Annotated in this window: 23 protein-coding genes; 4 read left to right on the forward strand and 19 right to left on the reverse strand. The window is 66.2% G+C overall.

Annotated elements, in window-relative coordinates; genetic code table 11:
• Positions 1–7: 7 nt before the first annotated feature.
• The 15 genes from D769_RS03230 to D769_RS03295 form a co-directional block, all read right to left on the reverse strand.
• Positions 8–331 (reverse strand): hypothetical protein, encoded by a 324-nt coding sequence (locus D769_RS03230; RefSeq protein WP_008642055.1) that lies wholly within the window; start codon positions 329–331, stop codon positions 8–10.
• Between the two features lie 11 nt (positions 332–342).
• On the reverse strand, positions 343–1,167 hold the full coding sequence (locus D769_RS03235; protein ID WP_008642056.1) for a hypothetical protein: 825 nt from the start codon (positions 1,165–1,167) through the stop codon (positions 343–345).
• A 16-nt stretch (positions 1,168–1,183) separates the two neighbouring features.
• Entirely contained in the window at positions 1,184–1,423 is a 240-nt protein-coding gene (locus D769_RS03240; RefSeq protein ID WP_008642057.1) for a hypothetical protein, read from the reverse strand.
• Positions 1,424–1,599: 176 nt separating this feature from the next.
• A complete protein-coding gene (locus tag D769_RS03245) occupies positions 1,600–1,833 on the reverse strand; it encodes a hypothetical protein (RefSeq protein ID WP_008642058.1) in 234 nt (77 codons plus the stop codon).
• Positions 1,834–1,970: 137 nt separating this feature from the next.
• Positions 1,971–2,135 carry a hypothetical protein gene (locus D769_RS32215; protein WP_008642059.1) on the reverse strand — a complete coding sequence of 55 codons (165 nt, stop codon included), beginning with the start codon at positions 2,133–2,135 and terminating at the stop codon, positions 1,971–1,973.
• Between the two features lie 15 nt (positions 2,136–2,150).
• Positions 2,151–2,528 carry a hypothetical protein gene (locus D769_RS03250; RefSeq protein ID WP_008642060.1) on the reverse strand — a complete coding sequence of 126 codons (378 nt, stop codon included), beginning with the start codon at positions 2,526–2,528 and terminating at the stop codon, positions 2,151–2,153.
• 214 nt (positions 2,529–2,742) lie between these two features.
• The gene (locus tag D769_RS30600) at positions 2,743–3,321 is read right to left on the reverse strand and encodes an ankyrin repeat domain-containing protein (protein ID WP_008642061.1); all 579 of its coding nucleotides are present in this window, start codon (positions 3,319–3,321) and stop codon (positions 2,743–2,745) included.
• A 67-nt stretch (positions 3,322–3,388) separates the two neighbouring features.
• Positions 3,389–4,234 carry an N-6 DNA methylase gene (locus D769_RS03260; protein WP_008642062.1) on the reverse strand — a complete coding sequence of 282 codons (846 nt, stop codon included), beginning with the start codon at positions 4,232–4,234 and terminating at the stop codon, positions 3,389–3,391.
• A 45-nt stretch (positions 4,235–4,279) separates the two neighbouring features.
• On the reverse strand, positions 4,280–4,651 hold the full coding sequence (locus D769_RS03265; RefSeq protein WP_008642063.1) for a hypothetical protein: 372 nt from the start codon (positions 4,649–4,651) through the stop codon (positions 4,280–4,282).
• A gap of 115 nt (positions 4,652–4,766) precedes the next feature.
• Entirely contained in the window at positions 4,767–5,312 is a 546-nt protein-coding gene (locus tag D769_RS03270) for an ankyrin repeat domain-containing protein (protein WP_008642064.1), read from the reverse strand.
• A gap of 179 nt (positions 5,313–5,491) precedes the next feature.
• Positions 5,492–6,028: a hypothetical protein gene (locus tag D769_RS03275; RefSeq protein ID WP_008642065.1), complete on the reverse strand. Its 537-nt coding sequence runs from the start codon at positions 6,026–6,028 to the stop codon at positions 5,492–5,494.
• A gap of 57 nt (positions 6,029–6,085) precedes the next feature.
• Positions 6,086–6,682, reverse strand: coding sequence for an ankyrin repeat domain-containing protein (locus D769_RS31635; protein ID WP_008642066.1), 597 nt, complete (start codon positions 6,680–6,682; stop codon positions 6,086–6,088).
• 37 nt (positions 6,683–6,719) lie between these two features.
• Complete coding sequence (locus D769_RS03285; protein ID WP_008642067.1) at positions 6,720–7,124, reverse strand: ankyrin repeat domain-containing protein; 405 nt, start codon at positions 7,122–7,124, stop codon at positions 6,720–6,722.
• A gap of 268 nt (positions 7,125–7,392) precedes the next feature.
• Positions 7,393–7,701 carry a hypothetical protein gene (locus D769_RS03290; RefSeq protein WP_008642068.1) on the reverse strand — a complete coding sequence of 103 codons (309 nt, stop codon included), beginning with the start codon at positions 7,699–7,701 and terminating at the stop codon, positions 7,393–7,395.
• Between the two features lie 437 nt (positions 7,702–8,138).
• Positions 8,139–9,356, reverse strand: coding sequence for a hypothetical protein (locus tag D769_RS03295; protein WP_008642070.1), 1,218 nt, complete (start codon positions 9,354–9,356; stop codon positions 8,139–8,141).
• 157 nt (positions 9,357–9,513) lie between these two features.
• Here D769_RS03295 and D769_RS03300 point away from each other — a divergent pair, with 157 nt between their 5' ends.
• From D769_RS03300 to D769_RS03310, 4 genes are all read left to right on the forward strand, one after another.
• Entirely contained in the window at positions 9,514–12,117 is a 2,604-nt protein-coding gene (locus D769_RS03300) for an N-6 DNA methylase (RefSeq protein WP_008642072.1), read from the forward strand.
• A gap of 299 nt (positions 12,118–12,416) precedes the next feature.
• On the forward strand, positions 12,417–13,259 hold the full coding sequence (locus D769_RS03305) for an endonuclease NucS domain-containing protein (protein WP_008642073.1): 843 nt from the start codon (positions 12,417–12,419) through the stop codon (positions 13,257–13,259).
• A complete protein-coding gene (locus D769_RS30605) occupies positions 13,256–13,972 on the forward strand; it encodes a hypothetical protein (RefSeq protein WP_008642074.1) in 717 nt (238 codons plus the stop codon). Before D769_RS03305 ends, D769_RS30605 begins: the two co-directional genes overlap by 4 nt.
• Positions 13,969–14,706, forward strand: a complete 738-nt coding sequence (locus D769_RS03310; protein ID WP_008642076.1) for a hypothetical protein — start codon at positions 13,969–13,971, stop codon at positions 14,704–14,706. Before D769_RS30605 ends, D769_RS03310 begins: the two co-directional genes overlap by 4 nt.
• A 3-nt stretch (positions 14,707–14,709) precedes the next feature.
• Here the strand turns inward: D769_RS03310 and D769_RS03315 are convergent, their stop codons facing one another.
• Genes D769_RS03315 through D769_RS03330 form a run of 4 tightly spaced genes read right to left on the reverse strand, consistent with a single transcriptional unit; the run spans position 14,710 to position 19,182 of the window.
• Complete coding sequence (locus D769_RS03315) at positions 14,710–15,231, reverse strand: hypothetical protein (protein WP_008642077.1); 522 nt, start codon at positions 15,229–15,231, stop codon at positions 14,710–14,712.
• Positions 15,228–16,001, reverse strand: coding sequence for an abortive infection family protein (locus D769_RS03320; RefSeq protein ID WP_040010839.1), 774 nt, complete (start codon positions 15,999–16,001; stop codon positions 15,228–15,230). Before D769_RS03320 ends, D769_RS03315 begins: the two co-directional genes overlap by 4 nt.
• 5 nt (positions 16,002–16,006) lie before the next feature.
• A complete protein-coding gene (locus tag D769_RS03325) occupies positions 16,007–17,452 on the reverse strand; it encodes a piwi domain-containing protein (RefSeq protein WP_008642081.1) in 1,446 nt (481 codons plus the stop codon).
• 2 nt (positions 17,453–17,454) lie between these two features.
• Positions 17,455–19,182, reverse strand: a complete 1,728-nt coding sequence (locus D769_RS03330) for an SIR2 family protein (RefSeq protein ID WP_008642082.1) — start codon at positions 19,180–19,182, stop codon at positions 17,455–17,457.
• Positions 19,183–19,412: the final 230 nt, after the last annotated feature.

Here is a 19,412-nt window from a genome sequence, read left to right on the forward strand (position 1 = left end):
TCCCCCGTCATGGCAACAGGCTGTCGTCGTGCGTGGCCGTGGCGTCGTCCGCTGTGGTGCCGTCCAGATCCGCCTCGTCGAGCGCCGAGCGTTCGGCGTCCTCCTCCATCGCCAGGCTCCAGTCGATCTCGACCATGCGCTGGTGCAGTACCGCCCGCAGCGTGGCCAGGTCCAGCACCACCTCGCGCCGGGCCACGGGCTCCGGGATCGCGCCCACCACGACCAAGGACCGGCTCCATCCCGTGGGGCCGATCATCGGCAACGGCGGGTCCTCCGGTTCGTCGACGGCGCGGCCGGTCACGCGGTTCAGCAGGTTGCGAAGGAACGCCATGCGCCCCCCCGTCAAAGGCGCCGACGGGCGCGGGTTTGATCGGCAGGTGCCGGTGCCGCCTCGTCGGCGACGGCGCGCAGTTCTGCGGCCAGCACCTGGTGGCGGTAAAGGTCGAGGGCATGGACGGCCTGCGAGGTCGCGCAAGTGCTCACGATCCGCCATATCTGGTCGTCGACTCCGAGACCGACCGGCCCATTCGCCATCAAGTTGGCCCCTGCCGCGTGGAGCTTGGGGTAGACGACGGTCAGGAATCGTTCCATCGGGACCTGAGCCCGCATGAACTGCATCCAGTCGTAGGTCCCGGTTTTCCCGTTCAAGCTGTCCTCGTCGTGCACCGACAGCAGAGCATCCAGGCAGGTGTCGTCGGCCACCACCTCCTCGGACCTCGCCAGGTGCCCAACGTGAGCACGGCCCAGTCGGCGGATCATGCGGGCCACCACGTCCTTGCGGCCGTAGCTCATCGCGGCGTTCAGGACCTGCTCACCCATCTCCTCCTGGTCCGCGGCCCCGGAGACCATCAGGGCGTCGATGTCAGCCAGCGGGGCGTGCTGGAAAAAATGCGCGACCTCGCGCAGCCGAACGCCCGAGTCCGGCGAGACCTCGGCGTTGACGAGCAACGCGGCCATCAGACGGCTCGGCCCCTTGGTCTTGGACGGGCGCCCCACCCGTTCCGGATGGGCGTCCCCGATGCGCTGAACAGCCGCCACAAGACGGTCGTACGCGCTCGAAAGGGGATGGCCCTGGCCCCACTGCATGGTGCAGCGATCCATCGCCATGAAGTATTGCCACATCCTTGCGGCGTCGTTCGAGGATTGAAGGGGTTTCATGATGGACATGGCTCTGCTCTCCGGTTCAGTGAACGACGGCGTTCAGGCCATGGACCAGGACAGGCTCGCCCCGGAGTTGCCGGAGGACGTCCGCGGTCTCGTCGTGCCCGTGGGCCAGCGCGATCTGCAGCGCGTCGCGGCCCTGGTCGTTCCGTGCGAACACGTCCGCCCCGAACCAGACGCACACGAGGACGCCCGTGCTTTCGCCAGCGGCGGCGTCGATGAACAATCGGGCGGTGGCATCAGCCGGGGTAACGGGTCGCATGGTGGGGTCCTGGGGTGGTGGTGGCGTTGCGTCGAACGCGCGTTGCCTATACTTCCAACCTACAAGGTCCACCAACTAAAGCAACGGTTTGGCGAGCGACGAACGCAGAAACTTCGTGCTAGTCGACGAACGGTCGACCCTCGTGGACGAGCGGTCGACCCGCGCCTGCAGGATGGTCAGCCCTGGTACTCGATGGCGTTGGGCAGGACCGCTCGGACGTTGGCCCACGCGCTGCTGATCGCCTCCTCCTTGCTGCTCGCCTGCCGGGCGAAGCGCAAGCTCAGCACCCCCGGGATGCCCGACCCGATGATCGAATCGTCGCACCCGCCCTCGTAGAGGTCGTCCACCACGTCGTCGAGGTCGCGGCTCCCGTCGTGCCGCACGTTCAGAACGAAATCGAAGGTCTGCATGGTCCATCCGGGTGAGCGGGAGCACCCGTGCGCTCCCATCACCCAAACCTAGCGGCCTGTACGGCCCCGTCAACCCTGCGCGCAAAACAAAACCGCCACCCTGGGGTGACGGTCGTGCGTGCTGGGCGGTGGCCTGGTCAGTGGATCTTGAGCGCCGTCCGGAGGAGCCGCTCCGGGTCCACGTGATCGCGCCAGTTCTCCTTCGTCACGGAGGTGGTGCCGCGGCGCTCGATGCCCTTGAACGCGAGCAGGCCCTTGCGGTTGAGGAGGTTGCTGGCCGGCGTGATGTCCCAGAAGCGCACGAAGGCGGTGACGGCCTAGCTGCTGTCGTGGTCGCCAATCTTCTCGATCAGATCCGCGTGGGCATGGATGAGCGCGGCGAACGGGATACTGAACGACCCGCTGTGCGAGATCGGCGGGAGCGGGGCGACCTGGTGGAACCCGAGGGTGTGGCAGTGCTCGCCGGCGATGTGGCCCAGCCAGACGTCCTGGCGTTCAAGCAGGTGGCCCATTGCCTGCTCCCACTCGATTCCGGGCTGCGGCTTGTAGACCCCGTACGTGATGTACAGGGGGCCGTTCTCGTCGGGCTTGGGCCCGAGGTCACGGATGCCGTCGTGGAACGTGTCCAGCGCGCTCAACTCGTGGGCGTCGATGATGAACGGCGTGTCTTTCAGCGTGATCAGCGCGTATTGCATGCGGTCTCCTCCGGTGGTTTGGCCTCGGCTAGGCCGTGGGACCACCATGGCAGGTCACGCGGGCTTGTCAAACGCCGACGGAGATGATTCCAGGCTGTGCCGTGGCACGGGTCGAGGTGGTGCTGTGGCGCCAACAAGATGGGGAGCCTACGGCTCCCTGGCGGTAACCCCATGCCTCCGGCCCCGTTGGCGTCAGCACCGGGTTTTGATCCCATCAGGGCCGGTTGTCCGCCTGGTTTTTTTCACGCCGCGCACGGAGGATGTCGACCTGCCGGACTGCGCATGCCCCAGCTTGGTCGCCCACGTCCACGCGTGCGGCCTGTACGTCGGCGCCGGCGCGCATCATCGCGCGCACGCCCAAGCCATGGTCCTCGCCGAGGGCAAAGGTCAGGCCCAACGTCGGATCGGCCCCACCGTCAAGCAGCAGCCGGATCACACGCAGATCGTTCCGCCGGGTGGTCTCAACCATGTTGTCAACAAAGAGATGATCGAGAATGGAGCGGTTCGACTCATCCCATGCGTTCGCGTCAGCCCCCGCCTCGATCAACACCCGTACGGTGTCGACCGAGCGCTGCTGCACGGCAAAAAGAAGCGGCGTGTGCCCGTCGAGCGTTTTGGCATCGACCTCCGCCCCCAGCTCGATCAGCGCTTGGGCGGCTTCGGCATTTCCTGCCCAGGCCGCGTAGTGAAGCAACGTTTGCTCGTGTTCGCTCTCGTACTCGTTCGGGCTCACCCCAAACACGTTGACGAGCATTTTGATCATCGCCCCGTTAGCGTACGGCTTGTCGTTCATGCAGTTCTCCAGGTTTGATGTTTGTGCGTTGAACAGGGCGCCCATCGCGCCCCGTGGTTCGGATCGGTTAAGCCACCGTGCTCGTCGTCGCCTGACCTGCGTTCGCGGCCTTGCGGGCCGCCTCATCACGGACGTGCTCCACGCTGCGGGCCCCGTCCGGGCAAATCTGAACCGCCACCGTGTCGGCCTTCGCGTCGTGGTAGTGGCGGATCAGGTCCGAGCAATGCACACGCAGCCCGCCAAACGGTACGTTGTGCACGATGCTGGACAGCACGATCTGCACCACCGTGGCCTTCATCATGGCGGGGTCGATGTCGTTCGCGAACACGTACATGCGCGCCACGCCTTCCTTCCCGTGGGACGCGAACTCCTGACGGAGCTTTGCCAGCAGCAGCGCACCATTGCCGCACGCGGGGTCGCAAACGATCTGCCCTTCGTTCGGGTTGAACGGGCGGGAGGCCTCCCCGGTCGTTGCGCCCTGGCCGCTCTGGGCCGCGAACCGCGCGAGCCCGTCCGCCAGTCCTTCCGGCGTCAGGTGTTGACCCATCGCCTTGGCCTGCTTCGGTTCGATCGCGGTCCCGTAGACGTCCCCCATCACATCGGTGAACGGTGCCGAGGTCTTCACCAGCTCCACGTACATCGCGCCAAGGGCCAACTGCTCCGCCCATGCCTTCGGGTGGTCGCGGTACTCCTCCAGCGCGATCAGATGATCCTTGTTGAACCATGCCGAGCCCGCGGTCAGCGCGTACGTCATCGGGGCCGTGACCGACAACACGTTGAACTGCAACTGGATGATGTCGTCGAGGATCGCCTTCGCTCCCGAGCGGATCGGGTTGGTCTGCGCGAAGTGCTCCACACGGTCGGTGAACGCCTTCATCGTGGTGGTCGTGCTCGTGCTGGTTTTCTGGGCCATACGGTTCTCCTGGTGGGTTTCGGGTGAGGTGATCAGGGGCTGGGGTTACAGGACGCCGGAGATTTCCAGCTCGGCGAACTCGATGCAGCCGGAGCTGAAGGTGGCCTTGTAGGCCCACGTGGTCGCGCTGGCGCGCAGCACCATGTCGAACGTGATGCAGCAACGGGAGCCGGCGCCGATGTGCTTCGCCACGGTCTTGAAACGGCCGGCCATCAGCTTGCGGGGCGGAGCGCCCGAGTCACCCAGACCGCTGAACAGTTCGTCGACCAAGCGATTGACGATCGGCAGGTTGTCCTCGGCCGCTTGATCCAGACCGACGGTCGAGGTCGTCCACGACAGCAAGGTGCCCGTGTCCCAGCTCAGATCCTTGCTGGCCGTGCGGGTGGCGTTGATCCGTTCGATGGGGGTGTAGCGCATGGTGGTGTCCTCGTGGATTGGTTGAGACCGGTTCAGTGTCCAGGCTCGGGCCTCCCCCGCTGAGTCGCGGACCGCTCGTCGAAAACGCGCGGCGCGACTCAACGGGGGGCGGCCCTCATGCGCCCCGGGCGGTCAGGGCTTTCACCACCGCGTGGTGGCCGCGGCGCTCTGCCAGGTCGCGAGCGGTCTTGCCGCACGCGGTGCGCGCACGGGGATTCACCCCCGCTTTGAGCAGCGGACGGACGAACTTCGCCATGCCGTGCAGGGCCACCACGTGCAGCGGCGTGAGGTCCTTGAACGCGACAAACGCCCCGCCCTGGTCGTTCTGGTGGTAGCGGACGCGGTGCAGGTGCTCCACCGCCAACGGCGAGGACAAGGTCTCGCGCACCCCCACCATCTCGCCGGCGGCCAGGTCGCCCAACAGCGCCATTCCCAGCAGGTCGACGGTGTGGGCCTTGCGCACCAGGTCGAGGGCGAGCACCGCCCCGCGCTGGTTGGCGGTCTGCACCGCCAGCAGGTACGCCGCCGCGTAGTAGTCGTACGGGACCCCGTGCGGCGGCATGGGGATGGAAACGGAGCGAGCGGCCGACGCCTGGACGGCGATCGGGTCGATCGGACGGCGCGCGTATGGCGTGCCGAGGACGCGGTTCTGCATGGCCATGGGGGTCTCCCGGTGGTTGGCGTTGGGGGATGCGTGGGACGGTGGGGTGCCCCCGACGAACCGGGGCGATCTCTCCGGTAGGACCCGGACGTGTCGCGAGGAGGAGCGCCGTGGCGCTGGGTGATACGGGTGGTGCGGGCGGTGCTGGAACTGCGGTGATGTGGGTGGTGGTGCCGGGCTTACCAGCGGCGGCGGACCGGGCCGCGCAGCTTCTCGAACTGCTCGAGGTCCTTCACGCGGAAGCGCATGTGGCCCGCCACCATCGTCGGCGTGATGCGACGCTGCCCGATGTGCAGCAGCAGGCCCGACGGGTTCTTGTAGCCCACCAGCTCCGACGCTTCGGACAGGCTGAACGTCTCGCTGTACAGCTTCTTCAGGGCCAGCACCTTGGCACGGTCGTAGTGGTTGGTGCGCCCGCGTTGAACGACCGGGATCTCGGCACGCTCCATCAGGTCGTGCACCGACTGCGGCGTGGCGTAGTCAAACAGGTCCATCACCTCCGTGGTGCTCATGGTCGACGATTGCTCCACCGGGGCAACATGTGCTGCCACCTGCGCAACCGGAGCAGGAACCGCCGACTGTACGACCGCCTGCGCGGCCTGTGCGGCGGTAGTGATCGCCGCCGGGATCACGTTCAGCGTGAAGTCGGTCAGCGTGGCGAGCAACGGCATGAGGTTCGGAAGCTCAGCGGACGTGCATTGGATCTGGGTGGTCATGGTCAAGCTCCTTGGTGTGAAAACGGGTGATTGGTCAGCAATGGATCGGTGGTTGGGTTATTGGTCGTCGTCCTCCACATGGATGCAGCCGGAACCGTCCAGCGTCATCAGCAGGGCCAGCGCTTCGGCGCCAAACTCCCCACCGATGCGTTCGGCCGTCGCTTCCAGCGTTTCGCCGTACCAGAAGCGGCCCAGCGGTTCGCGCAGATCCGGGGGCGAGGTGATGCCCATTTCGAGCCCATGGCGCTCGAGCGAGGACTGCTGGTACTGCCATTCGTCGATCGCGGCCTGCAACGCGTCCAGGTCGCGGGCTTCCAGCGCCGCGCGCATCGCATCCACGTGCGGGAAGACCGCTTCCACGGCCAACACGTTGTAGATCACCCCCATGTTTCCGTACGCGGCGGCCACATCAGCCGGGGATTCTCCGTTGGCGTCCGATGCCTCCGGGTCGAACGAGTGTTCGAGCAGCGCGTATGCGATGCTGTTGTTGCCCATGCGCGCCGCGAGGTGCAGCAGGCCCTGCCCGTGTTCGTCGCGGTGGTCGCGGGCCTCCGGCACCAGCGGCAGCAGCGTGCGGACCGTGTGGCCGTCGCCGGCACGGATCGCCGCTTCGAGGACGTCGATGGTGGGGATCGGGTCGAGGTTGATCGTCATGGCAGGCTCCTTGGTGGTGGTTGGGACGATTCAGGGTTCAGCGGTTCAGCAGCGCGTGCGCCGCCGTGCCGGGCCGTGTCAGGTCGATGGGCTTCACCAGCTCGGTGCCGCGGTTGTGGTCCGCCGTCGCGTGGCGGTCCGCGCCGTGGACCATCAGCACCGCCACCGCTTCCGGCTGGTTGGCCATCGCTGCGCAGTGCAACGCGGTCACACCGGTTTGCGGGTCGGTGAAGGTGGGCGATGCTCCGTGCGCGAGCAGGAAATACATCGCTTCGATGCGGCCGCCGGCGCTGGCCCACATCAGCGGGGTGAGCGCTTCGCCAGCGTTGTTCATGGTCGTGCCGTTGATGTCCGCCCCGTCGTCGAGGTGCGCGCGGATCGCGTCGAGGTCGCCGAAAAACGCTGCGCAGCACAGGGAGGCGTTGGCGAAGGTGGTTGTCATGGGGTGCTCCGTGGGTGTGGGGTCGCGATGGGCTCAGTATCGCGAGGGGGTCCGCATTGGTTGAGTCGTGAGTCGGGGGTCGCCCAGCGCGGCGCACGACTCAAGCGCTGGGCGATGCGGATGGGTTAGGCGTCGGCCATCGGCGCGAGCTGGAAGTTCAGACTCCCGAGCATGTGTCGCAACTCCGAGCTGATCGCTGCGAACTCCTCGTCGGTGATCGATTACTGATTGAGATGCAACAAGATTTCACACATCGCGGCGTGGTCTTTTACGGTGCAGCCACCTCCTCCGCAAGCTCAGGCATGGCGAGCACGATCGTGGGTTGCGCACGGCCCATCAACAAGCCGAACATCAACGTGGTCCAGAGGCGTTGGGCAAACAAGTCGAAGGTGGCCTCGCCCCCCTCGTCCACCGAGCACGAGCAGGCGTCGAAAAACTCCTGCGGAACGAGAAACTGGGCGACCCACGCCGCGTGACACCCGGCTGCGCGGATCAGTGGGAGAACATCGACCAAGGGCAGCTTGACCGTCTTGGTCGTTCGTTCGGTGGTGCCCTCGATGCGCGGTCGGTTCGACATGCTTTTGCTCCTGTGTGTGGGACGGATGGGTCAAGTGTGGTCGGGCTTCAGCCGGTCGCTGGGTCTTGACCATTGCTTCGCGATCGGAGGGCCAAGACTCAGTTCGGCCATCGCGCTGCGGTACGCGGTCGTCGTTGCCGCAGAACCACGGAGCCGAGTTTGAGGGGGAGTCTGGGATGTGCTGAGCCGTGCGCGGTCCGTGCGACCCGATGGGTTACGACTCACGCGTGGGATGAGGATCGGGGTGCCAGGACGCCGACGGCCCGGAGGGCGAAAGCAGGATCGCTCACGCCTCCGGGCGGGGATCAAGGGAGCGGGTGAAGCTGGGATGGTCGGTGGCACGCGAACCCCAAGACGGGGCTGCTCCCGTCGCTCCCATCGGGTCGTTGCCGAGGGAGGACGGCTTCGCCCGGTGGGGGGGCCGGGCCAGCGGGGGATCAGTCGCTGGACGTGGTGGTCGGCGTGGTCACGCGCGTCTTGGCGGAGTACCGAGCCGCGCCCAGGGGGCGGTTCTTCCGCGCCCCTCGGAATGCCACCTCCTCCGGATCCTTGCCCACGAAGTCGGCTGGCGCGGGGGTGAAACCGTAGCCGTTACGGTCCAGATAGTCGCTGTGTAGGCGCCGGAGCCAGCGACGCACGCCCGCCTCCACGCCGAACCGTGCGGCGTAGGCCAGGACGCGCGGTCGCACGGCCCGCAGGACGTGGAACACCCGCTCCTCAAAGTAGTCTTTCCGCCATTCAAGGCCTTGGCGCTCGCCCGCGCTGATGCTGGTCGCCACCGCCAACACCAGCGCTTCCGCCACATACAGATAGCCCTCGTCGGGGGGCACGGCCGGCGGCACGACCTCATCCTGCCGGTCCGGATTCTTGCGGTGATCGGTCGACGAACCGATCAGCATCGCCCGCATGAACCCCTGACCGGTGAAGCGGGACAACACGTCCGCGTGGTACTTCTCGTTGCGATCCAGCAGACCCGTGGGTTCTTCATTCGGCGGTACATCCGGGACGAACCAGGCTCGCAGCCCCCGTGACAGGTCGTCGGTCTTCGACGTCCCGGCCTCCGTGTGGAACGCCACCCCATCCAGCTCGCACACTTCTGCCACGGACCGGTGACCGTCCGACGCTCCCTCGCGGTAGCGAAGCACGGGAAGCCAAAGCGCGTCGCGCCCGGTGATGCCCTGCATCATCGCCCACAACGGCAAAGGCCGGTCCTGGTCGTCGCGACACGGGCCGACCTTCCAGAACTGCAACGCGCCCGGAACCACCCCGTCGACCACTTCCCAGAACTTGCGGTTGAGCGTGGCGTCGCCGGTCGCCTTCTCCTGCTCGTCGATTCTTGCCCGCCCGGGCACGATCTCGCCCGCTTCCCAGCGGGACCAGCCGTTACCTCCCCGACCAACCAGACGGTCCATTTCGCGCGCCGACACGATACGGCGCCCGTCCGGGCCCCGGGCCGCGTTAGCCGGCTTCTTGTGGGCGACGTTCGCCTTGTTCAGTTCCTCGTCGAGGTGCTTGCGGACGTTGGCCGACGCCTGGCCAGGCGGTAACCCCGGGTCCTCGTTGATGATCCGCTCCGCCGTCGTACGCACCCATTTCGCCCAAGCCCGCCCCCGGACGCTTTCCCAGTCGTTCTCGTTCTTCCGCTTCGTGGCCATGCCCAGCTCGCTCCTTGTACGTCGGAGCATTTTAGCCGTGGTCGATGTCGGCGCCGGGCTTGAGTCGTGACCCGCGCCGCCGACCGGGGGTCGAGCGACTCAGGTTTGGAGGTGTGGGAGAAAAAAGTAGAGGTCCACCCACTCCGGAGCGGACCTCGTGAAGACCAAGCACTCCATCGGTCGTGATCTCGACCAGTTTTACACCAACCCCCAACTCGCTCAACGCCTTTTGGCCGACCTGATCGCCGACCACCTCGGTGATCGCTGGTCGCACGACGTGCGCTGGCTCGAGCCGTCGTGCGGCACCGGGGCGTTCCTGTCGCTGCTGCCCGAGGACGCCCTTGGGGTGGACCTCGATCCGAAGTGCGCGGGGGCCGTTCAGGCGGATTTCCTGAACTGGACGCCGCCGGCCACCGCCGACGGTGACGATCGCCCGTTGGTGGTGGTCGGCAACCCGCCGTTCAAGCACGACGTGGCGTTCTTCAACCGCTGCGCAGAACTGGGTGCCGAACGCATCGCGTTCATCGTGCCGCGCTCGTGGCAAAAGCCGTCGGTCCAGAACCAGCTCGACCGCGCGTTCCACCTCGTCCACGAGGAGGTGCTGCCGCTCGACGCGTTTGTATTCGAGGGCGGACCCGCGAAGGTGCCCACGGTATTCCAGGTCTGGGAGCGCCGCGACGAGCAGCGCCCGCTGACCGTGCTGCCCACCACGCACGCGGATTTCGCGTTCGTGCCGTACGCCCAGTGCGACACCGCGGACTTCGCGATCCAACGCATCGGGGTCAACGCCGGCGCGGTGAAGGACCTCGACGCCAAACACCTGAGCCAAAACTCCCATCGCTTCGTGCGCGTGACCGACCGCACCCAGGTCGCCGAGGTCCGTGCGGTGTTCGAGGCCGTGGACTGGTCGTCGATTAAGGCCTGCGTCGCCGGGTGCCCGAGCATCTCCAACCCGGAAATGGTGCAGGCCTACACGACCGCCGTGGCCGATCGCCAGCTCATCGCCTCCGACTGGTTTGCGGGCCTCGCCGAACCGGTGGAGCAACCGGCCGCCGAGCAAGCGGAACACGTGGTCGAACCGACCGAGCCGGTGGCCACGGTGGTGGTTGCTCCGGTGGACGCCGCCGTCGCCCCCATGACGATCCCGGCGGTGTACGCGCGCATCGCCGAACTGGTCCGCGCGTCGGGGTTGGACGCCCAGGGTCGCATGGTCGGCGGGGTGGTCTACACGCCGTTCGAGCTGGCGTCGTCGATGGTGGAGCTGGCCCGTCTGCAGCCCCACGAGACGGTGCTCGAACCGTCCTGCGGTCGCGGGTCGCTGGTGTTCGCGATCATCGCGGAATGGCTGGCCCGCGGATTCACGCACGAGCAGGTCGCGCGCTGGGCCGAGGCCAAGCTCTTCGTGGGCGATCTGGACGGTCAGGCGGTGGAGGACCTCCGCGCGCTCTACCGCTCGTATTTCGCCGAGCACGGGGTGACCACCGAGCTCAACGCCCGCGTTGGCGATGCCCTGTTCGCCGGGTGGTCGGACCGCACGTTCTCCGTGACGATCGCCAACCCGCCGTACGTTGGGCTGGGCAAGCTGCCGAAGGACTATGCCGCCCGTGTCCGCGCATCGTTCAGCACCTGCGCCAAGGGGATGACCGACCTGTATCAGGCCTTCATCGAGCAGGCGCAAACCCAGTCCACCCGCTCGGTGGTGATCGCCCCCAACGCATGGATGCGCACCAAGGCGGGGACGGCGCTGCGCAACCTGCTGCGCCCGCGCGTCCGCTCGGTCGTGGACTTCGAGCATCGCCGCGTCTTCCTCGGACCGCTGGGCGCGAGCGTGCTGACCGCCATCGTGGTGACGGGCCCCGCCACTCAGGCGCCGGTGCTGTTCCGCACGGACATGCCCCACGAGAGCGACACCCCGTGGACGGTGGCGTTCCGCCAGAAAGACGAAGCGATGGGCCCGGCCGCATGGGCGCTGGACCCGGCGATGCCCGGGGACGCGATCGACCCGAAAGCCCTCACCGTGGGCGATCTCGCCGATGTGCTGGTGGGAGTCAACACCAACGCCAACGGGGCGTACATCGTACAGAACGGCACGGTGGACGGTGACGCGGTGCAGGCGGTCAACCGCCACGGGCGCGCGGTACGCCTGCCGGTGGCCGACGCGCCGCTGTTCCTGAAGCTCACCAAGGTCAAGACGCTGGCCGATGCCCTCGCGTCGGACCGTCTGCTCTTCCCGTATGGAGAGGACCTGAAGCTGATCGCGGAAGCGGCGCTCAATCCCGAAGTGCTCAACTGGTTCCGCGATCACTCGGCGCTGCTGCTGGCGCGCGACGGGGGCGATCTGCGCAGTTACGAGGCATGGTACGCCTACGGTCGCAAGCAGGGGTTTTATGCGTTCGCCCCGGACGAACGCCTGCTGCTCGTGCCGTGCATGGCCAAAGGCCCCATGGACGTGCTGGACGTGACGCCGGCGGATCTGGGCGGGCGCTTCCTCTGGGCGTCGGGCTACGTCGTGCGTGCGAAGAACCCGGCGGACCACGTCCGCGTGAAGGCCCTGCTGAACGCGCCGAGCACGTGGCGTTTCCTGCGCCGCCGTGGCAAGCAGTGGACCGGTGGGCACCGCACGTTCACGCCGGAACAGCTCCGCGCGGTGCCGGAGGTCGTGACGGTGCCGCCCGCGACGCAGCCGGTGATCGCGGTACCGAAAAAGAACGCGGTCGTGATCGACCTGTCGACAATGATGGCGGTGGTGCCGCCGGTTTAACAGGGTGGTCCGGCGGCGGAACGACGAAGGGGTGCTTCGGAAGCACCCCTTTTCCCGTACGGACCGACCGTGCCCCCTGTCACCTTCCTCGGAGCCCGAGGCTCCTGCGCGCGAACCCCGGTGCCTACGGCCTCGTTGGCGTCAGCACCGTGGTTCCTGCCCGGGCCTACGCCCCCGGGGTGTCGCGCAGCGCGAGAGAGCAACACTTTTCCGCTGGTGCCCGCACGACGCGACGTGGTTCAATCGGTGCCTGCCTGGGCGTGGCGCCCGGCGACACGACCAACGCGAGGACCCGAGCCGTGAGCACCGCCCCCACCACCCCACGCCCGCCAATCTGGCAACTCATCCGTGACGCGGTGCGGCCGCTCGGTCGCGAGACCAGCAACGCGGAGATCAAGCAGATCCTGGCGCATGAGCACCCCGACCTGAACGAGGGGACGGTGAACTGCCAGATCGCGATCTGCACGGTGAACCGGGTCGGCCGGGTCGGCTACCCCGAGAACAAGAGGGCCCGCCTGGCCAACGGCCGGTACGACTTCCTGTTCGCCACCGGGCGCGGCAAGGTGGTGTGGTACGACCCGGACAAGCACGGCCTGTGGGCGATCGAGGAGACACTCGACGGGTTGAAGGTGCGCCGCGTGGACGACTCCACCGAGGAGGTGCCCGCCGCTCCGGACATCGACGCCGCGGAGCCGGTGGGCGATGGGTTCGGGGGTGGTGCATTCGCCCTAGAAAGCCACCTGCGCGACTACCTGGCGCGCAACCCGCCCAGCACCACCGCACACGGCCCGCTGACCCTGTTCGTCGACGCCGACGGACGTGACGGTGTGGAGTACCAGACCGATTGCGGGCCCGCGGACCTGGTGTTCCTGGACCGCGATGGCAACTTCGTGGTGTTCGAGCTGAAACTGGGCCGAGGCCCGGACGCCGCGCTGGGTCAGGTGCAGCGCTACATGGGCTGGATCGAGCACCACGTGGCCAAGGGCAAGACCGTGTCCGGCGTGATCGTGGCGAACTCGATCAGCGACAAGCTCAAATACGCCGGCAAGGTCGCCCCGGGCGTCCAGCTCATGGAGTACCGCCTGAGCGTGGACCTGGCGCCCGTCGCGTTGAGCGTGCCCGCTCCCGGAGGTCGGGCATGATCGCGTGGTTGTCGCACGCCTGGACCGCGGCGATGTCGTTCATCGAGCACCTCACCGAAGGCGAGCTGCGGTTGCTGGCGGGTGCCGTGCCGGTGGTGACCGTGCTCATCTCGGTCTTCGCCATCACCCGCCCGTTGCGCTACCAAAAAAGCGCGGCGCTGCTCGACCAGGCCGTGCATGCGCTCGAACGCGCGTACAACGCCCTGACCGACAACGGGGCCCAGACCGCCCCGGTCCCGCCCAGCCGGTTGAACTGGCTGACGGCCGCCCGCAACCTGGAAACCTACAAGGCGCTGAAGCGCGAGATCGGGGTGAAGGTCCACCGCCGGATCGCCGACGACCACGAGGAGCACTGGCGCCACCTGTTCTACCTCGCGCTCCAAGGCGACGCGTACCACCAGCCGACCTACTACCGCGAACCGGTCGCCGCCCCACGGGCCCAGCGCACCGGCGGGATCGAACCGCATTCCGCCGTGATCGTCCACGCGTTCGCAAAGTGGCCCGACGGTCGCCCGGACCCGGTGGAGCACGCGGACTTCGATCGGATCTTCGAAGAAACGGACCCGCGCCCAGGCAACGTGGGGCTGAGGTTGTTCCTGGACGACACCGAGAGCCGCATTACCCGCCGCTTTCGAGACCTGCCGTCCCCTTACCCCAAAGGGACGTGGTGGAAGCGCTGCCTTCGAACGTTCCGCTTGGGCAAACGCCTATGACCACGGTCGACACCCACCGCTGGGACACCCGCTTCGAGTTCGAGGACGTCCAGCTCGCCCTGCACTGTCCGCGGGTCCGCGCGTTCCTGAACGACGTGGTGCACCCGGCCCTCGCCGCGATCGACGCGGACATCGAGCGCTGGGCCACCACCCAAGAGGGCGGCTGGATGTTCGCCGTCGCCGACGGGCAAGCCCTGTTGCAGGCGACCATCCAGGCGTTCTGCCTCTCCATCCAGTCGCTCTGGGAGCGTCAGCTCCGCAACTGGTTGAACGCCTGCATCGTGCCCGGGCCCCAGAGCGTGCGCCAACGCCGGATAGCGCGCGATGGAAGCCTGTCCGAGTTGAGCGATCTCCTGCTCGAACTGCGAGGCATCGCCCTCACCGCCTTCCCCAGCTTCGCGGACCTGGACCTGCTGCAACGGGTCGGCAACGCTTGCCGTCACGGAGACGGGCGGTCCGCCATTGCTCTGTTCCGCAGCAACCGGGAGCTATGGCCCAACTGGTCGTCGGCCCCATTCCCCTGGTCCGACGACAACCCACCCGTGGGCCCGCCGCCCCCGCCATCGTTCGAGCAGGCGCTGTTGCCTCGCGAGCTGCTCGATCGGTTCGCCACAGCGATCATCGGGTTTTGGGAGGACGTGGAATACATCCGGCTGCACAGCATCGCGACGAAGCACCATCAGCTCCACGTCGAAATGGAGCGTCTTCGCAGACAGCGGCGAACACGTTGCTGAGCCTCAGCGCTCCCACATGGGTTTGGTCGCGGTATTGGTGATCAATCCATGCAGCGCCACCGCCGCTTCGTGGATCTTGGCGGTGACCTCCTTGATGTCGGCGACCCGCACGATCTCAACGTTGGTCTTGAAGGTGCCGCGGGCCGACATGTATGCGATGTGAACCAGACCATCCTCGTCCAGAGACAGCGCGTTGTGCGCGTACTTGTTGCGCCCCGCCTGGGCTGCCCGGACCTTCTTGATGACGGCCTCGTAGTCCTTTAAATGAGGCACCTGATCCACGAGCTGTCCGCACAGGGAGCTTACGATGTCCACCCGCTGCTGGAAGTTGCTGTGTGCCACCATCGCCAACGCGCGGATGTCGGTCGGCGACTCGTAGCCGGCCAGTTTCGAGATCGCGACCGCCGTCGTCGATTCGAGGGAACCCCACACGCTCACCATGCGCCCCAGTTCCAGTAGGTATTCGTCGGGCACTGGCCAGTTGGGGTTGAACTCGCCGCGTTTGGAGGTCTTCTGGGTGGTCATGACTGGCTGGCCTGAGTCTTCGCTTCGATGGTTTTGAGAAAACGGACAAGACCACCGATGTGGCTGACGATCAGAACGGCCTCGTCGTGATTCAGCATGGGGTTGTCGTGCGCCAGGCTTTGGTCGTTACGCACCGCGTTCATCGCTTCCAGGGTGGAGATGCTGGTCTTGAGGATCCGCTCGGTCATTTCGCTTTCGATCTGGCCGGCGCCACGCAGGTGCTTCACGTACTCGCCCATCAGGCTGTGCAGCGGTTTCTCGCGCGTAACGGCAATGCCGCGTCGCTCGCAGAGCGTCCGCAAGAACTTCATCATGAAGACGTGCACGCGGTCCAAAGCCGTGGCGGGCTCGTTCGCCTCGATCGCGGCCCGAATATGCTTCGCCGCAGCGGTGAAGTCCAGCGCGTTGACGCTCGCCGTAAAGGCATCAACCTCGGGGACCGGACTGCTGAGTTTCAGCCGGGCAATGATTGCTTCGACGGCGGCCCGCTGTTGCGGGTCGTCCGGCAAGCATCGAAACTCCTCACCCCATTCGATCAGCGCGTCGAGCGCCCGAGCGACCGTGTGGTCGGATTCCAGCTCCCAGAATGCGCGCATCCGCTTGGCCTTGGACGTGCCTTTGAACTGGTACTTCTCGTCATAGATGTTGAGGCCAACTTCCTCCTGGAAAAACTCACCCATCGTTCGGTCGGAGAAGTTGAGCACGAGGCCACTGCCCATGTCGAGGAACGGTTCCAGGCATCGACGATCGCGTGAGGTCAGGCTCGACATAGAAGTCACATGAAGAGGCGATAAGGGTATGCATGCCCCGGAAGATCTGGGACGTTGGCAATGGTCCGCGCCAGCCGTTGCGAATAGCGAATGGTCACCGGAACCGGGTCGTACAGCGCGTCGTTGTTCCAGTCCATTTTCGTCAGCGCGAGGGTCTCCAACGCAGCCACTTCCAGCGGTCCGCTGCCCGCGTGCCGGATGATGTTGAGCGGGCGTGGGATGCTCTTGCTTCCCTGGAAGAACAATGCCCCGCTGAGCGCTGCCGACGGGGCATTGCCCGACGCCCACAAGAGCGCCGACCGGTCCGTTCGCGTGAGGACAGTTCCCCGTGGCACCGGCGCTCGATCAGGCACACTTTTGGGTCCGCCCTTCTTCCCCTGCTTCAGCCACACGCCACGCCAGGTGGCGCTGCTGCCGATCTCGATGCACTCCACCTCTGGAACCGTCGACAGGCCGTCGAAAACGCCTTGGAGTTCTTCGTCCTTGAACGACGTCGTTTTGTGGACGACGAGACGTCGCGGCAGCCGTCCACCATTACGCCCAAGGTAGAGGCTCAGGCTACGCGCCATGACCGCCCGCATGTCGCTTCGGCTGAGAAATGGGTTACGCCGTGCTTCGCGCGGATCCGCCACCTGCTCCTTGGCCTCGAAAGCGACGAACTGCATGCCGCCCCCGTCCGCATCGAAAACCTGCGAACAGCATGTGACGAACTGTGCGGACTTGGGGTCGCCACGCAACGCGTAGGCGAGACCAATATAGGCCGTGTCTTCTGGCACACCGGCCATCGGCGCGAGTTTCCAGGGAATGCCGCCCGCCTTGGTGAAGAGCGCGATGGCCAGGCGCCAGGCCAACGACGCCTTGAGCCGGAATGTGAAAACACGATCGTTGATGACCTGCGTTGGGATGGCGTACCGGGCTCCAAGGGCCTTCAACGCGTCATGAGCGTCGAATCCGTTGGCCGTGAATGCAGTTGCCCACGCATCAGGGAGATGTACCAAGACGACATCAAACTGATCGTGCAACGCATCCAGACGCGCCATGGCTTCCGACATCGCCGAAAACAACCGCTCATGGGGCGCCCCGGTGCGCGCAAGGGCCATGAGATCGTCGGGCCACTTAATGTGCACGTCCTTCGGTCCTGCAACGAGCGGAACGCGAAACAGGTTTTCAAATCCGGGAAACGACGGCACGTAGTTGCGCCGGTCGCTCGCCTCGTGGCCCGATCGGATGGTGTTCACCAGGTCTCGGAGCTTCGGCCAGCCTGACGCAGGGGCGATCGTCGCGACGCGAAGCTCCGGGGTGTACCCCTGGAATGTCTTGCCGTTGTAGGCACCGAAACGCAAAAGGCCGCGCAGCGGGTTCTCATCGAGGTCCGTGTCTTCGCTGCTAAACGTAAGAGCCGGCTCGTCCAGCAAGGAAAACGATGGCGCCTTCGAAAGGTTGTAGTCCATCGTTACTGGTTCCTTTGGAAGTACGCATGCTCATGGCTCGGACGGCTCCACGCCGTGATGGGCGAAACCTTGAACACGGCGTCGATGCCCTCGTCCTGGGGAACGCCGGTCGTCAGCAGAACGCGGCTCCCATCGCCGGCCAACGTATCGGCCCACGCGTCGATGATGGCCGACCAAACGTGGTTGTAGCGCTGAGCCCATCGCTCCCGCCGCCAGTCGATGGTGGGGTCAACGAAGCGCGGACGGTCGAGGCTCGTCTCGGCGTCGGGCCGATCCTGCGTGGGTTCGGGATAGGGGACGTCGACGAAGGTGGCTGGCTCGAACGTCAACCACCAACGATCGGCAGCCTGCTCCAGGTGAAGCTCTACCCCTTCCTGGAACGGGTATCCCTGCGGGGTCTTCCCGTACAGCGCGCTCGAGTACGCGTTCCGCAGCTTGGCTTGCCGGGCCAGCCGCGCCTCCCGAGCTTCGGGCGTTTCCTTGTCCGAGTCACCTCGAACCATCACCGCATGACCACTGCGCCGCCAGCGCACCCTCAGCGGCCGATTTCGGCAGACGGCTCGCGTCAAGGCGTCGTATAGCAGTCCGAGCGCCCAACTGTCGTCGGCGGGTGCCAGGTTGACCGTACCGTCGAGCCGCCCGCCCGCTGGTGCGAAGGCACGAGCCAGCTCTTCGTCATTCCCGAACGCGGCTATTTCCTTTCCTCTGCTGGCGACGATCGCCCACACGTCGGCGTCCCTGAGCATCTGACGAGCATCCGGCGTGGTCACGCTCCGCTCCAGCGTGATGCGCCTCGCCACCTTCGGCATCTCCAGCACTGGGATGGCCGAGCAACGAAGAATGGGGAAAGCGCTGTGCTCCTTGGTTGGCAACGGCACCGGTCTAACCACGCTGGGCGGAGCGAACGATCCGATGTGGGCGTCGAGCTGCTGCGGCCACGTCGAACCATCGGCAATGTCTGCCGCCAACTCGTCGAACGTCTGACACTCGACGACCGTGACCCGCACGCCCTTGGCCACTGCGGCCTCGAGAAAGGCCTGGACGTCTGGCAACAATCCGTCGGCCGATCGGGCTACCCAATGGATCCCCGCGGGGTACGGCGTGGGCTGGGCCAGAGCATCGTTCAGAGCATTCATCACGGAAGCGTCGCGTCCGCTGTAGCCGATCACGACCAGGCCATACCGCCCGCAAGCACTTGTCAGGACCGTACGCATCTGCGCGTCTTGCTCGCGCAGTTCGTCGGTGGTGTTCTTCAGGCTGACCGACTGATAGTCGCCGTGGATCTTCGCCAAGAGCGGGCGGCTCTCGCCCAGAGCGTGCATCGCACGTTCCGCGTTGTCGATACCCGAGACCGATAGATTCGCGCGGTCATCGGGAGCCACAAGTTGGTCCGTCACCGTCGCCGCGGTTTCCACCAGGCTGTCGAAGTTGGTCGTGAACACGCAAGGGACGCGACCGGTGGTGATCAACCCTGCAAGCACCCGGTGCGCGTAGGACGGCGTGCCCTTTTGCACCGCCAAGCTGATGTAGTTTCGCCGGTCCTGCGGCGTTGGGTAGACCGCCTCAAATGCCGCGGCGTACTCCGTCGGATCGTTCGGCGGCGGGAGGACCGATCGTGACGCGAGGAACGCGTCGATGCGCTGAATCCAAAGCGGATCGTCAGCATCAACCTCCTTGAGCTTGGCGCCAGACAGCTCGCAAAAGATCCGTCTTTTGAAGTCGGTGATCATCGCGTAGCCGGTTGGTATTCCGGCAGCGGCTGAGGCACCGGCCCCCAAAAACCATGCGTATTGCGTTGGGCGAAGGCAAAACATTCTGGCGAACTGCGACCCCGAAACCGTTTGAATGCTCAAAACCGCTCCCGTCTATTGTCGTTTTGGGCGCCCCCGCAGCGCACAGGATTCTCCCGCCCTCGCGCAACGGCACGCATTACGGGGCTGCCAAGCCGTGTCGTCAGCCC

Source organism: Cupriavidus sp. HMR-1 (assembly GCF_000319775.1).
Classification (GTDB): Bacteria; Pseudomonadota; Gammaproteobacteria; order Burkholderiales; family Burkholderiaceae; genus Cupriavidus; species Cupriavidus metallidurans.